The sequence below is a fragment of the Flavobacterium sp. KACC 22758 genome, assembly GCF_028736135.1.
Classification (GTDB): Bacteria; Bacteroidota; Bacteroidia; order Flavobacteriales; family Flavobacteriaceae; genus Flavobacterium; species Flavobacterium johnsoniae.
In genome coordinates, this window is record NZ_CP117878.1 from 3,740,198 (window position 1) to 3,755,755 (window position 15,558).

Below are 15,558 nucleotides of genomic sequence, written 5' to 3' on the forward strand. Positions count from 1 at the left end.
GACAAATCATTAAAAATCAAAACATTAGCAAAATAAATTAACAGTTTTATTTTTATGGCAAAATCGTGGCAACAACAGTTTTAAAATAAACATAACGCAGCAAATAAGCGGGATTCCAGACTTAAGTTCGAATCCTGCTCTCCCCACGAAACCTGCAAGTCTTAGATTTGCAGGTTTTTTTATTTTATACTGCTTTTCATTTTTTTAAGCGGAACAAAAAATTCTACAGCAAAATCGTAACACTTTTAGATGTGGAGCTGTCTCCAAAAGTGCCACAAAAAGTTAAGGCGGATTCTGTTTAAAGCCATTTGAAATCTACTTATGATTCTTACAGCACCTGGCAAAATAAAGCACGTAACTTTTACAGTATCGAAAGCAGCAGAAAAAAACAGCCTGCACCACTGGAAAAATCTCTTCCAAGAATGAAAGTTTGCCCTCTACAGAGAAAAAGTCCTTATTGAGATAGAAAGAAAATAGCCAGACTTCAAAAAGAGCTCAAAAACATCAGACTGGAGCGGAATATCTTAAAAGAAGGCGCCAAAATTCTAGATCGGGACAAACGCACTGTATAACCATTTTATAACAGAAAATAGTTTAGATCTGAAAGTTTCAATTTTAAAAGAATGGAAACTTTATATCTGTATCAGTTTAATTTTTCCACATTCACAATATATAAGCACTAATTATTTCTACTTCAGATAAAACATAAGTTTGTGATATAAAAAATATGTATTTGTAAGAAATATTATTTATTTTGTATAACTTTAAATCAAGACTTCAAAGATATAATTCATTAAATATTACGAACAAAACAATATCATGTCAAAGACTTTTCCTTTTATACTCAGCATTTTTATTTTTTTACAAAATTCTATATCTTCAAAAATAACTGCCCAAACAAAAAAAAACATCTCAAAAGAGCGTGTTGAGGAAAAAATTATTCAGGTAGAAAATAATTTAGTTCCCTGGGTTAAAAATCAAGATAACTCAAAATATTCTATTAAGGAAAGAATGGCTAAATATAACGTAAACGGATTATGCATAGCAGTAATAAAAAATTACAAAATAGAATGGGTTAAAGCTTATGGCTGGGCAAATGTTCAAAAAAAAGAGCCTGTTACATCAAAGACTTTATTTCAGGCAGGATCAATAAGTAAATCATTAAACGGTGTTGGTGTTTTAAAATTAGCCCAGGAAAAGAAATTAGATATGTATACCGATATAAATGACTATTTAATATCATGGAAATTTCCTTATGATTCTGTATCAAAAAACAAAAAAATAACAATCGCAAATCTCTTAAGCCATACGGCTGGATTGTCTGGACATGGGTACAGCGGTTACAAAAAAGGGCAAGAGATTCCTTCCATTTATAATATATTGGATGGAACAAAACCAGCTAATTCAGAAGCAGTGCGTTCAATATCTGAGCCGGGCAAAATTTCCGAGTATTCTGGTGGTGCGATAACAATATCACAATTAATTGTAACTGATATTACAAAGAAAAAATATGAAGATTATATGTTGAATAGTGTGTTAAAGCCTTTGGGAATGACACAAAGTTTTTTTGATCAGCCTATACCTAATGGCAAACTAAAGCTGGCTGCTTCAGGTTATTTAGCAGATGGAATTGAAATGGTTGAAGACAGTTTTTATATTTACCCTGAGAAAGCAGCAGCCGGACTTTGGACCAATTCAACTGATCTTGCTAAATATATTATTGAAACACAGCTTTCCTTAAAAGGAGAATCTAATAAGGTGCTTTCTCAGGAATTGACCAAAACAAGATTGACTCCATACATCGATCCTGAAAGTGGTTTTGGCGTATTTATAAAACAAAAAGGTGATGAAAAATATTTTACACATAATGGAGGAACGAGAGGATTTATATCAGAATATATTGGAAGTCTTGAAAATGGAAACGGGGTTGTTATCATGACTAATTCTGGAAATCCGGGAATTTCTTCGGAAATTATTAATAGTGTCGGGATTGTTTATGATTGGAAAGATTTTTACAATCCTGCAATAAAAAAAACAATTACATTATCAAATACTGAAATGCAAAAGTATATTGGCGAATATAATTGGTATGGAAGTCCTGTATCAATCATAATGAAGCAAAATGATTTATGGTTTGATGGTCCGGTTAAAAGTAAATTATACTTTACTTCTGATCTCGATTTCTATATTGAAGAAAAGGAGATGAATTATAAATTCACAAAAGATAAAAATGATCTTGTTGATGGTTTTACTGATACCCGAAATGTAAAAGTTCAAAAAATAAAGTAAACCAATAGTCATATATTTTATTAGATTATTTCTACAACAAAAAACTCATGATAAAAAATCATGAGTTTTTTTGCTTTATTTATTTTTCCAGATTAACTGAGAATTTCAAATACAATTGCTTCTACTGCTCCTGTTGCCGAATTAATAACACCTACATCTGTTTTCACTTCTGACATCCTTACCCAGACTCCTCCATAAAAATCACCAAAGCCAAATGCGCCCCAGATGAGTTTATGCGGAGTCCATTCATTTTGTTGATTTGGAGCTGTAAAGTCAACTGAATCACTAAATTCCTGGGCAATAAAAGCACCTGTTTTTAGCGCTGTTTCCAGTATTTCTTCCCATTCTTTATCATCTGTAAATTTGCCAATAAAAACATCTTTTCCCTGATATCCTCTTGATGCTTTTATCACAAATCTGCTTTTATTTTTTTTAAGTAATTGTGGAAGATTATATTCTGCACCTTTAAAAATAGTGGCTTTATTTTTAACTGGTGAGGTCCAGGGAATATGTCTGAGCATTAATTCACTATCTCGTGGAGATAATTTTCCAGACTGAGCTAATTCTCTCAATATGGCCAAATTTCTTTTATCACCAAGCATTCTTAGTCCTACATGATCAGGAAAATATATTTTATCCATTATAAATGCTCTAAAAATTGCTGGAGTTATTTCTACATCTAATGCTAAAATTATAACTCCGTGTATAACTACATTTTCAAAATATAATTCTCCATCAACTAATTCTAACGAATTGATGTTTGCTGAATATGCTTGTCCTCCTAATCCTTGTTTTTTTAATTCTTCCCTGTAAAAGCTATCAAAAAAAGATAAATTTTTCTCTCTCTCAGAAGCTTCAATATCTCTCATATCGATAAATAAATTAAGAGTAGATTTTTCTTTTCCAACCTGTTTTCTTATTTGTTCAATAAGATATTCCATGTATATCTTAAGTGTATTTCTAGTCTTATAATTACACGATTTTTCCTCATCACGCAGTTCAGGATGGTTTCTTCTTATTACAGATTCAAGACTATGAATCTGCCATCCTCCTAGGGAAGACCCCATATTTGCTTCTAAAATTTTAAAACCATCTTCGGTATAAGTCAGATCTAATCTGCATCCTACCTGAATGTTTTTATCGTGACACATCATTCCAAACTCTGCAAGGATCTCATTTCCTTCAAAATAAAAATCAGCAATTTTTTTAATGTCGTTATTAAAATATAGAGACGGAATTTTATTTAATAGTCTGGGAAGTCTTTGTGAGAGTTCTTTTAATTCTTCAGCTATCTCTTTATTAATAAGTATCGGCCAAGATGTTACGGGATACTCATAATTTTTGAAAACTTCAGGAACTGAATCATCGTTAGTATTAATCCTTGGAGGAAATTGCTCTTCATTACTGAATTCTGAAAATTTATCTGAAAGGATCGAATATTCTTTCGTTGCATATTTTAGCATAATAAATTGTTTTATTGTTATTTTTTTTATCGAAATTAAATAGGATGGCTTTCTGTTACAGGTCTCTTATATGATTCCCCAATAAAATAAATAAGACGCCAGCAGTATGTTTGAAAAGATTACTGCAAAGGCAATCCCTCTTTCGTTTGTTTTTTTAAGCGTAAAAATGAAATATGCAAACGTTAAAGCTAAACTGCCTAAAAACCAAAAAACTAATGAGAATATATAACTGAAATTTTCAGGAAGCCCGAATGCCAGAATAAAAAAATTCTGTTTTGATACCGATAATAATGCCATAACCAGACTGGCAAAAAGACTTAATCCTATTATAGATGTAATAATTAAAAATATTCTCATTACTCTATCCTGCAGTGCATGATATCGCTTTTTGATAATTTTCACAAAGTATATTAATAATAAAACCAGCATAAGTATCAACGCAATTATAAGTGGAAATAAGAATATCAAGTTAAATTCACCTATGCTGTTTCCAGCTTTAGATATACCCTTATTAATTATAATTCCTGTTACAAGTTTAATTGGTTTTGCCTCATTAAAAGCATTCAGATTTACTTTTTGTTTTGGGTTATCGATGAAATTTTCTGCTGCTTCACGTCCAATGGCTGTAAAACTTGGTACATGTCCATACGTTTTTGCTTCAATATTAAGAGCATTTCCAAATTTTTGAGCTGTTTTTTTTCCATTTGTTTGTGGTGTTATTGGATCAAATTCTCCGGAAAAAACAAGTACTGGAAATTTAGCTGTACTAAGATTTGAGAGATTATATCGTTTTATAAAATTTTGATTTCTGTTTTTATTCCATGCATCACAAACTTTAAAATCAGATTTATAGAAAGAAATTCCGCCGCTTAGTCCCCTAAATTTTGAAGCTTTCTTTTCGTATTCCATAAAATCATTATTTGGCAATGTTTCATTACAGCTTACACAATAATAAACTCCATAATCCATCTCTAATAAATTTGAAAAAGCGCTCACCAAATTACCCAGTGATTCTTCTTTTCTTTCATAAAATTGATAAATCAATACCGGAATAACTTCTACCAGTTGTTTATTATACAATGCCTGCTGAATAGCGACTTTAAAATCTTCTGCATTGTAGGTAAATTTACCAGAAGGCACAAGTGATTTATCGACAGTAACTGTTAAAGGATTTTTTTCCAGATCATCTATAACCTTATAAAATATTTTCTCTAAGTTGGGATATTCTTTACTGTAGTTTTTATCATTTTTACAGAGATCAAATATTTTTTGTAAACTGCTCATATAATTATTAGTGTTATCAACGTAATAGGTTGATATATCATTGATGGAAGAATCTAAAATTAATGATTGTACATCTTTTGGATAATTACTAGCATATACTTGTGCAACATACGTCCCGTATGAAACTCCGTATACATTCCACTCTTTATATTTTAAAACTGATTTTAAAGCATGAAGATCATTTGCTATTGAAAAACTATTGTACGAATCTATATTTACTCCTCTGTTTATAAGATCTTGTTTACAAAGCATTACTGCATTTGTTTTTTGTTTTTCCTCTTCTTTTTCACTTTGATCTCTTGCTAAAATTTCTAAAAACTTTTTACCGAGATTTTCAGATAATCTTGGTTTACAAAATCCTGTTCCCCTGACATCAAATAGTACGATATCGTTGTTTTTTCGAAGAGGATGATTAAGCCATGTCCAAACATTTGCAATGCCAGATGCACCTGGACCTCCCTGAATAAAAACTACAGCTTTTGAACTTTTGCCTATTGAAGTTTTCTTTAAAACAGTTACAGCTATTTTTATTGTTTTACCATCATGTGAGCCCCATGTTTCGGGAACATTCAGATAGCCCCAAATCATAGAATCAGAATCCTTAAACTGAGATAAAAAAGGAGCACTCTCTTCAAATGTTATATTTTGTGCCTTTATTTTCACTCCAATATTTATGAGTAAGAAAATAATAAGGATAATTGTCGTTTTTAATTTCATAATCTTTTTTTTGAATGTTACTTTATAATTTCTATTTAAAAATTTAAACCAATTTCAATTTTACTTTCTTTTTCAAAAGGCAGTTCAATATCAGTTGAGGCCAAAGAAATATTCGGATTTTTGATAATTTCACTCAATATCTTTTCATACTTCATTGTGATTAGTTCTATAGTTTCAATACTGTAATAGTCAGCATTATAACTAATGTTTCCTTTCAGGTTTTCTTCATTTGATATAAAATTGATAAGCAGCGGTAATCTGCTGTACAACTCCTTTATTGCTGTTTTCTGCAGATGAAGGTCTTTATCTATATAAATATTTTCATAATCAACAGATGGGTTTTGCAGTACTAATAAAGTATCCAGCCTTAATTTATTTTGAATTATGCCGGGCATATCCTGATGTTCATCAATGAGCAGTAAATTTTGATGTGTGTGCTGTAATATTTCCAGAATAGTTTGTTCTGGAGCGATTTTCGTTCTTAATGGCAATGTCTTTACATACATTCCTAATTGACTGTGCAGCCCCGCATTTGTTCTTCCTGAATTAACTGTTCCTGTACAAAAATCCTCTTTACCGTACATTTTGTAAATCAAGATATTAAAAGCACTAACCAGAAGCGTATGCAGAGATAAATTGTATTTATAAACAAAACTATTTAATTCAGAATTTTGTAATAATTCATATTGAAACTCATAACTTTCTCCCGAATGTTTTTCATCAAAATTTTCATAATCAAATGGGATATTATTATTCCACCAATATCCTTTTAGATAATTACTCCAAAATTTAAAGTTCTTTTCATTATTACCTTTAAGTTCTTTTTCATGCCAAACTGCATAATCTTTAAACTGGAACTTTAATTTTTGTGATTCTTGTGTATTCTGTTTTTCTTTGGCTTTATATCTTCTAACAAATTCTGCTATTAAAATTTCTAAAGACCACCCGTCCATTACAATATGATGTGTTGAAAAAGCTAAGTAGGACTCTCCGTTGTTTTGATGAAATAACGCAGCTTTAAAAAGAGGCTCTATTTCCAGATCGAATTCTTTATTTATATAATCCTGAAGAACTTTTTTGATATCTTGTGCATTACAGAAAAATTCCTCAGTTGAAATATTTACTTCCTCATAGCTCGTAATTTTCTGATAAGGTATTCCTCCTATTTCAATAAAATTAGTTCTTAATGTTTCATACGCTTGTTGTATTTCCTGAAATACCTCATCCAAAACATCTTTATTTATTTGTCCATGAATCTTAAATACTGCCGTCATATTATAAGCGATAGATTTCTCTTCTTGTTGAGAAGCCAGCCAAATATTGTATTGAGAAGGAGTTATAGCATAATAAAGATTCTCTTCTGCAGGTTCAATGTTAACATTAAACACCAATTGGCTGTTTTCTAAATACTTAGAAAGCTTTTGAATTGTAGGATAATCAAAAATATCTTTTAAAGTTATTCTGTAATGCAATTGATCATTGATACGATTAATCAATTTTACTGCATTTAAAGAATGTCCGCCAAGAGCGAAAAAGTTATCTGTAATACTAACTTCTCCTTTTATGTCTAATACTTCCTTATAGAATTCGAAAAGATGGTTTTCTATTACTGTAACCGGCATCACATTTGAAGATTCTGGTTTTGCAATCGTTATTTTACGAAGTGAAAGTTCCTTTCTGTCTATTTTTTTATTGGGAGTCAATGGAAATTCATCTACTTGTGTTATAGCATGCGGAATCATATATTCCGGCAGTTCTTCTCTTAATGTATCAATAATTTGAGAGGGATTAAAGTCTTCATTTTCAAGAATTAAGTATGCAATAAGAAAAGATTCCTGTTCTTTTGTTTTTTGAGCCACTACTACAGATGATCTCACATTGCTTATTTGATTTAATTTAGTTTCAATCTCGCCTAATTCAATACGATAACCTCTTATTTTAACCTGATTGTCATTTCGTCCTAAAAACTCAATTTCACCTTTTTCATTCCATCGTCCCAGATCTCCTGTATTATATATTTTTTGATGCTTATTAAATGGGCTTTGAATAAATTTTTCATCAGTTAGTTCCTGATTTTTAAAATAGCCTTGTGCCAATCCATCTCCGCCAATATAAATTGTTCCGGCTGATCCAACAGGAAGAAGCTGCATCGAGTGATCAAGAATATAAAGCTGTGTATTATTAATAGGTTTACCAATATTTGAAGCTTCATTATCGTGAGTTATTTTTTTGCAGCTGGACCAGATGGTTGTTTCTGTAGGACCATACATATTCCATAATTCTCCATTTGTATCTCTTAACTTTTTTGATAAAGTTTCACTTAGTAAATCTCCTCCGCATAAAATTTTTATTGCTTTGCTTCCTTCCCATCCTGCATTGTAAAGCATTTGAAAAAAGCTTGGAGTTGCCTGTATTACACTTGGGTTCTGATCTATTATTGCTTTTACAACCTCAAATGGATCTGAAAGAAGTTGTTTATCTGCAATATATAATGATGCACCGCTAATCAATGGGACAAAAAATTCCAGTATTGAAATATCAAATGACTGTGTGGTTACCGAAAACAGATAATCTTTTTCGTCTATTTTAGGTTTTTGCTGAATGCTGATTAAAAAATTAAGTAATGATTGATGACCAATTGCTACTCCTTTTGGATTACCTGTTGATCCTGAAGTATAAATAATATAAGCAGTGTCTGCAGAAGATGGGCTTTTTAAGACGCTTTCATCTGAATTAAATCTATCGTGAAACATCGATTCAAAATCAATAATATGCCCTTCTATGCCTATATTTTGTTTTAAAATTTCTGTCGAAATTACTTGTTCTACTTCGCTGTGATTTATAATATATTCTAAACGATCTTTAGGAAAAGACGGATCTAATGGGATATATGCATTTCCAGATTTCAAAACTCCCAGCAAAGAAGCGACAAGATTTGCAGAACGATCCATGAGAACTGCAATTGGAGCCGGTATTGCTTTATTTATTTTCTTTTGCAGATAAAATGCTATCCTGTCAGAAAATAAATCTAGCTGCTGATATGTAAATGTTTTTTCATCATCTTTTAAAGCAATTTTATTTGGCGTTTTGTTTACCTGTTGTTTGAAATAATCTAACAATGTTGCTTCCTGAGAATAATCAAACTGAGTTGCATTAAATTTATCCAGCAATTGCTCTTTTTCGAATGCAGTAATATATTCGTACTCTGAAAGTATTTTTTCAGAATTAGAAATTATCTCTGAAAGTAATATTTCAAAGTGCTCTGCAACTTTTGCAATATCTTCTGAATTAAAGTAGTTGACATTATAATCGAAATCTATTTTTACATCTTCCTGTTCATCAAATTCACGTATGTAAATTGCCAGTGCAACACGCTCAGAGTGATGTGACAAAGGAATTACTTTAGTATTTGTATTAAGAAAGTGATCAGCATAATTTTGTTTTTCGTAAGACAGCGTGATATTAAACAGTCTTTGGTTTTCCTGAAACAAACCCAGTTCTTTTACCAGTCTTCCTAAAGGAAATCTTTGATGACGATAATCCTGGCGCAACTGCTGTTTTATATTTTTAATGAGTTCTTCAAAATTATCTTCAAATCCAAATTGTATTCTTAGGGGAGATACTCCCATGAATAATCCAACCGTTTTTTTGAATATAGATTTTCCTCTATTCAAGACAGGAAGTCCAATTGTAAAATCGGTATTTTGATGTTTTCTTCCAAAATAGAGATATAAAATTCCAAGAATAACATGAAAAGTTGTAGCCCCAAGATCTTTACTTCTTTGCTCCAGTTTATTGTAAATCTCACGATTTATAATAATTTCTTTCCTTTTACTTTGATTTGGTTTTCCTGAATTTTCTTTTATCTCCAGTAATTGTTCCGGAAGCTGTTTAAATCTGTTTTTCCAATAATTTTTATCATTTTCATAGTCTTCAGATAACAAATAAGCTTCATCATCAAGAATAAAATCCTGATAAGAGTAAGGATAAAGAGATGTTACGTTTCCAAAAAGTTTAATTTCATTGTAATTTTTCACTAGTCGTTGAAACATTAAAGATGTCCCCCATCCGTCAGTAATAATATGATGATATACTGAGAAAAGATAATTGCGTTTTTCATCTACCTTAATCAAAATGAATTTGTGGAGTAATTCTTTGGTATCTAATTTAACAGATATCTGGAATCTTTGCTGCATAAACTGGCATGCCTCAATATCTGGATTTTCACGAGACGAAAAATCCAAATATTCTAAAAACGAATCATGATTTTCAACAGTATGAATCGTTACCTGATCTTCTGATTTATGTATAATGCTCCTGTAAGAATCATGCTGATTAATAAGTTCAATATATGCCTGATTTAATATTTCATAAGAAACATCTCCATCAATGGAAATCTTTGCCCCAATATTGTAAATAGGGTCATCAGGAAACATAAGCTGTTCAAAATAAACATCTTGTTGAGGAAGTGTAAGTTTCATTTTTTATCAAAATAAGGATAAGAATGCCCCTGCAATCTTCAATTGAGCAAAGATTGTGAGAATAATTACCGGTTAAAAAAATACTTAAATTAGGCCCAGATATTTTCGGCCAGTTCTTCTTTATTTGTAGTTTTTATCTCTTTGACGATATTTCCATAATCAAATTTTATAATCCTGTCTGCTAAATGGAAATACGCATCATCATGAGTAACTGCTATTATGGTTTTACCTTCTTCTTTAAATTTTGGAAGAAGAAATTCATAGAAATATTTTCTAAAATGCGGATCCTGATCTGCTGCCCATTCATCTAAAACCATAACAGGTTTTTTCTCTAACAAATTAAATATCAACGACATTCTTTTACTTTGTCCTTTTGAGAATTTTCTTCTTATAGAAGTGTCCTTATCATCAGTAATGATTCTGTCCATTTCCATAGTTTTCAAAAGTTCATTATAATGTGGGTTGTTTTCTAAAATGTAGTTATCATAATTTTTAGAGAATAAATGATTGTCTGTAAATACAGCTGCAATTAAATCCTGTATATTTTCATCCCTGCTGTTTTTGTCGTCTATAGTAATTTCCCCTTCAGTAGGTTTATACAATCCTGTCAGTAGATTAATAAAAGTACTTTTACCAGAGCCGTTTCCGCCTACAATAAAGATGGTTTCTCCCTTTTTAATATTTAGGTTTATTGGGCCTAACTGAAAAGAAGATTCTTCATCTTTACATGGGTATGTAAATCCTACATCACTAAAACTTAAAGATTCGAAATCATCGAGTGCAGATTCCTTAGGAAGATTCTCTTCTTCAATTACGTCAAAGTCTTTAATGAAATTTGAAATTCTTGTGTTAGCTACAAAAAAGCGGGTATAAAGCTGCTGCAAATTGATGATATTGTTAATAGGCCCAGATATAAATAAAATGATTATCACATACGAAATAACATCTTCTCTCGAAAGCAGATTTAATGCCGGCAATACAAATAAAATTACCGATACCACAAAATATAATCCGTATTGACTTATTAGATTGATAGACAAAAACACGTAATTTATATTAAAATCTAAATTCATGGCTTCATCTCTGTTTGGAACAATAAATTTGTTCATTAAGTTGTCCCTTCTTAAAAAACTAATTTTCAATTCTTTAAACCCTCTAATTACATCATCAACTGATTTGTAATATCCGTCATTATATTCCCTTAATTGATTTACTTTTTTTGACATGGCGTTCATTACAATAAAGTAACAGGCTCCAACCATTACAATCAGGGTTACTACTATAAAAGCAGATACGAGCGAAAGTGTAAACATGTAAATTAGACAAAGAATAAGCATAAGGAGCGAATTAATTGTATGCGTAACAGTATAGGGCAGTAAAGAAAAAGTTCTTAAATCTTCTACAACTGTATAAAATCTTTGTGATCCGTATTGTTCCAGTTTTAATAACGGTACACTTAATATCTGTTTGAAAATTTTCTTCTCGTTTTCATAAAGCATGTTGAAGGAAAACTTATTTAGCTTTTTCTGAAATATAACATTCAAAAGATATGTATATACTAGAATAGAAATAAATACAAGTCCCATATAATCATTAAGAAAAGCTTTGTTTCCAGCCATTACATTATTGATTATATACACGATCGAAAATGTCAATAAAGTATTTGGTACAGCGTATAGGAGTAAGTAAAAAATTTCTCTTTTTTTTATTTTTAACATGATAAGTAAGTTTACGTTAGTTTCATTTTTAATTCTACCCTTTCGGCATCGAGCTGATAAATTATTTTTTCGATATCTATTGATTCCATATCGCCATCTTCGTCAAAAGTTTCAATTATTTTCAATAAAAGTTTGACTATTTTTATTGTTAATGATTGTTTTCTTTCTGTGTTATACTTTGTTGATAATGTCTCATTAAACATAAAGTTCAAACTGCCTAAAATATATCTGAACTTCATTGACAGATTTTCAGAAATTAAAACTTCATTTATCATAATAGGTTCAAGATCATTTTTATTCTGAATTGTAGTCTTAATATCAAATATGTAGACATAACCATCAGTAACTGAGTATACTTCTCTTATATTATTATCCATCTTATTTTATTTTTTGATTGCTGATTTAAATTCCCAATAACTTCTTTTTGCTGGCAGAAAAAGACTTTTTTAGTATTACTGCTATATTTTCTGAATGCTGATAAATAAAAAAATGATTTCCTTCAAGGACACGATATTTAAAATCAGAATCTGTAAATTTTTTCCAGTTTTCAATCTCATGACAGGTTTCTTCTTCAGTTCCCATCAAAGCATAAATTGGTGTGTTAATTACAATTCCTTTTTCTGAGAAATTATCTTTTTCAAGACACTCAAAATCGGCCCGTATAATTGGAGCAAAAAACTCATACAATTCATCATCTTTCAGAACTTCTTCCGGAATACCGCCCAATTCTCTTAATTCATTTTTAAACTCATGATCATCAAGCAAATAGCGTAGAATATCTTTTTTCTTTTTTATTCCAGGACCTGCATTTCCGGAAACTATTAATCGTTCTGGAAAATGACCCATTTTTTCTAACATCGACACCACGCTTAATCCTAATGTTGCTCCCATGCTGTGTCCGTATATTACAAACGGGTTTCCATTTCTCAACTTAACAATCTGACGACAGTAATCAGCAATTGCATCTTCTTTTGATTTGATTAATTCTTCGTTTATTCTTCTGCCTCTTCCCGGCAGTTCTAAAGCAATTGACGAAATATTTTGGTCAAGTTTTTTTTTGAGAAAATCAAACGAAAACGAACTGCCTCCTGCAAAATGCAGTAGAAATAACTGGTTTTTCATACAATCAAAAATTAATTAATTACTTCTTTTTCTTTCTTCTTCATTCCCAAAGTTTCTTTTCTGCGTTTTAATTTTTTCATTTCCAAACATATAATTAAGAGAAATTCTAAAATATCTGTTACTTGGATAAGAAATATAACTTTGCTTTACATCGTTGATTTCTGAAGACATTTTTCTTGAACTAGCATTAAAAACATCAAACAAACCTGCAGAAAGATTTAAATTTTTCAATATTGATTTATAAGTAAATGCAAGATCTAAAGAAGACGCCTGAGAATATTTATACAAATTATCATTGTAAGGAGAGTTATACCAAAAGTTAAGTTCTCCTAAAATTTTTCCGTCTTTGTCTAATGTGAATACATTGTTTACAGAACCATAAAATTCAAAACCTTTTCTAACCTCTGCACTGATTTCATCATTTGTTTTATGCGAAACAGAGTAATTAACGAATAAAGTATTGTCTGTTTTCCACCATGAAAAAATGGGTAACTGATAGCTTTCTGTTAATGAAAATGCATAATTATTATAGAAATTATCTCTAATGATTAATTGTTCTTGTGTTGCTTCATCTAAATTGAAAATAAGTCCAAAGGCATTTGTCTTGGCTGTAAAGGATAATTTTGTATTCAAGTTTTCTTTATAGGTATGCGAAAGTTCAAAATTATCTATATAAGCAGGCTGTAAAGATGGATTTCCTTGTGATGATATTTTGCTGTTTACAAAATAGCGAAGCGGATTTAACAATGAATAATTTGGACGTTCAATTCTTCTTCCATAATTAAATACATACATATTGTTATCATTTTTTTGATAGGACAAGAAAACTGTCGGGAAAAATTTTAAATACTCATTTCGGTTTGTTTGGTCTAAAACTTTTGACTCACCTTTTGTTTGAGTATACTCTGTTCTTAATCCTACCTGAATCTGAATTTTATCATTTATTTTTTTTGTTCCATTTCCATACATGGCCTGTATGTTCTCATCGTATGTGAAATTATCTGAAAGACTAGGGATAAAAACCGGATTGCCCGTTAATAAATCATAACTGTTTGTATTATATTCTGTGGTTATAAAGCTTATTTTGGCTCCATATTGAAAATTGGCAAATTTTGCAGGATGCTCAAAATCAAGTTTAGTATTATAATTCGTTATGGTTTGGTTTGTTTTAGTATCATTTGCAAAATCCATATTCTGGAAATTGTAATTTTCATCATATCGGTTAGATATTATTTTGTTTGACATATCCTGATCATATTTCAAAACATCAAAGTTTAAAACAAGCTTTCTTCCCAGAGTATCGAGTTTGTTTTCAAAGAAAAAATTCAGCAAATGATTATTCTTGTCACTGTCCAATCTTCCTATTGCTTTTAAATATCCATCAATCTGCATGTCTGGCGTATACAAAATTGTATTTGATTTGTCATCTACATATGTTTTTGAGAATGATCCTGTATACTGCATTCCTATTTTACTGTTTTTACTTACATCATAATCAAGCAGCAGTCTTGGAGCAAAAATTTTATCATTTCGGTCTTGCAGAGTTCTTAATTTTAAAGGCTGGTCTTTAAATCCAATTTCTATACGCTGGTCAATATTGGTGGTTCCGGTATCATATCCGGTACTAAAAGTAAGATTGACTTTGTTTTTTCTGTAACTAAAATTGTTGTTCAATGACTGTCTTCCAAATTTTGCCTGAATATGTGTTAAAGAAACATTATCACTCCATGAATCCTTTTTTGATTTTTTGAAAATAATATTTACAATTCCACTGTTCCCTTCGGCTTCATATTTAGCTGATGGATTCGTAATAACTTCAATTTCTTTAATATCTGTTGCAGACAAAGTGGCTAAAAAATTCTTTAGATCATCTCCGGAAAGCTGAACCATTTTGCCTTCTACCATTACTCTTACTCCGCTTCTTCCAAGCATAGTAATCTGATCATTTTTTAAAATCAGCCCCGGCGTTCTTTTTAAGGCATCAAAAGCATTTCCTGTACTTGCAATTGGACTGTTTTGAACAGAAAAAATCGTTTTATCTAATTTCCTCTTTACCAAATTCCCCTGACCTTTAATAACAACTTCTTCCAGCTGATTGCTTTTTCGTTCCAAAAGAATGGTGTCCATCTCTAAATCTTGTTGTAAAACAATCTCTTTTGCAAAATGCTGATAATCTGAATGATTTACAGTTACAGTATATGTTCCTTTAGCAGCAGTAATCTCAAAAGACCCGTCTGGATTTGAAATTGTTTCTTTGATAATATGATTTTCCTTGTCTGTCAATACAACATTTGCATTGGCAACCAAACCAGTTTCATCTTTTATTACTCCGCTTATTTTTGCTTGCGAAAAAGAGTAAAAGGGTATTAGAGATATAAATATTAATAGTATATTTTTCATTTTTTGTTTTATTGAACTTTTCTTAATTGCTATTTCTAATTGTCTCATCGGCTTGTATTTATTTAGCTCTTAGGAATCAATCCA

8 protein-coding genes are annotated in these 15,558 nt (G+C 30.6%); 1 reads left to right on the forward strand and 7 read right to left on the reverse strand.

Features of this window, described 5'->3' with window-relative positions; genetic code table 11:
- Nucleotides 1–819: 819 nt before the first annotated feature.
- On the forward strand, nucleotides 820–2,289 hold the full coding sequence (locus PQ462_RS15795; RefSeq protein ID WP_274250705.1) for a serine hydrolase domain-containing protein: 1,470 nt from the start codon (nucleotides 820–822) through the stop codon (nucleotides 2,287–2,289).
- Between the two features lie 92 nt (nucleotides 2,290–2,381).
- Here PQ462_RS15795 and PQ462_RS15800 read toward each other — a convergent pair whose 3' ends face one another.
- The 7 genes from PQ462_RS15800 to PQ462_RS15830 all read right to left on the reverse strand — a co-directional run bounded on the left by PQ462_RS15800 (nucleotide 2,382) and on the right by PQ462_RS15830 (nucleotide 15,474).
- Nucleotides 2,382–3,752 (reverse strand): hypothetical protein, encoded by a 1,371-nt coding sequence (locus PQ462_RS15800; RefSeq protein ID WP_274250706.1) that lies wholly within the window; start codon nucleotides 3,750–3,752, stop codon nucleotides 2,382–2,384.
- Between the two features lie 66 nt (nucleotides 3,753–3,818).
- Complete coding sequence (locus PQ462_RS15805) at nucleotides 3,819–5,753, reverse strand: alpha/beta fold hydrolase (protein ID WP_274250707.1); 1,935 nt, start codon at nucleotides 5,751–5,753, stop codon at nucleotides 3,819–3,821.
- 35 nt (nucleotides 5,754–5,788) lie between these two features.
- Nucleotides 5,789–10,234 (reverse strand): amino acid adenylation domain-containing protein, encoded by a 4,446-nt coding sequence (locus PQ462_RS15810; protein WP_274250708.1) that lies wholly within the window; start codon nucleotides 10,232–10,234, stop codon nucleotides 5,789–5,791.
- 89 nt (nucleotides 10,235–10,323) lie between these two features.
- Nucleotides 10,324–11,952 (reverse strand): cyclic peptide export ABC transporter, encoded by a 1,629-nt coding sequence (locus tag PQ462_RS15815; protein WP_274250709.1) that lies wholly within the window; start codon nucleotides 11,950–11,952, stop codon nucleotides 10,324–10,326.
- A gap of 11 nt (nucleotides 11,953–11,963) precedes the next feature.
- A complete protein-coding gene (locus tag PQ462_RS15820) occupies nucleotides 11,964–12,329 on the reverse strand; it encodes a hypothetical protein (RefSeq protein ID WP_274250710.1) in 366 nt (121 codons plus the stop codon).
- A 25-nt stretch (nucleotides 12,330–12,354) separates the two neighbouring features.
- Nucleotides 12,355–13,074 (reverse strand): thioesterase II family protein, encoded by a 720-nt coding sequence (locus PQ462_RS15825; RefSeq protein WP_274250711.1) that lies wholly within the window; start codon nucleotides 13,072–13,074, stop codon nucleotides 12,355–12,357.
- 15 nt (nucleotides 13,075–13,089) lie between these two features.
- Complete coding sequence (locus PQ462_RS15830; RefSeq protein ID WP_274250712.1) at nucleotides 13,090–15,474, reverse strand: TonB-dependent receptor domain-containing protein; 2,385 nt, start codon at nucleotides 15,472–15,474, stop codon at nucleotides 13,090–13,092.
- Between the last annotated feature and the right edge of the window lie 84 nt (nucleotides 15,475–15,558).

What these genes read in the sequence shown, in the direction of transcription:
- PQ462_RS15825 (WP_274250711.1), bottom strand. Translation starts at nt 13,074, where the DNA reads ATGAAAAACCAGTTATTTCTACTGCATTTTGCAGGAGGCAGTTCGTTT.
- PQ462_RS15810 (WP_274250708.1), bottom strand. Translation starts at nt 10,234, where the DNA reads ATGAAACTTACACTTCCTCAACAAGATGTTTATTTTGAACAGCTTATG.
- PQ462_RS15820 (WP_274250710.1), bottom strand. Translation starts at nt 12,329, where the DNA reads ATGGATAATAATATAAGAGAAGTATACTCAGTTACTGATGGTTATGTC.
- PQ462_RS15815 (WP_274250709.1), bottom strand. Translation starts at nt 11,952, where the DNA reads ATGTTAAAAATAAAAAAAAGAGAAATTTTTTACTTACTCCTATACGCT.
- PQ462_RS15795 (WP_274250705.1), top strand. Translation starts at nt 820, where the DNA reads ATGTCAAAGACTTTTCCTTTTATACTCAGCATTTTTATTTTTTTACAA.
- PQ462_RS15800 (WP_274250706.1), bottom strand. Translation starts at nt 3,752, where the DNA reads ATGCTAAAATATGCAACGAAAGAATATTCGATCCTTTCAGATAAATTT.
- PQ462_RS15830 (WP_274250712.1), bottom strand. Translation starts at nt 15,474, where the DNA reads ATGAAAAATATACTATTAATATTTATATCTCTAATACCCTTTTACTCT.
- PQ462_RS15805 (WP_274250707.1), bottom strand. Translation starts at nt 5,753, where the DNA reads ATGAAATTAAAAACGACAATTATCCTTATTATTTTCTTACTCATAAAT.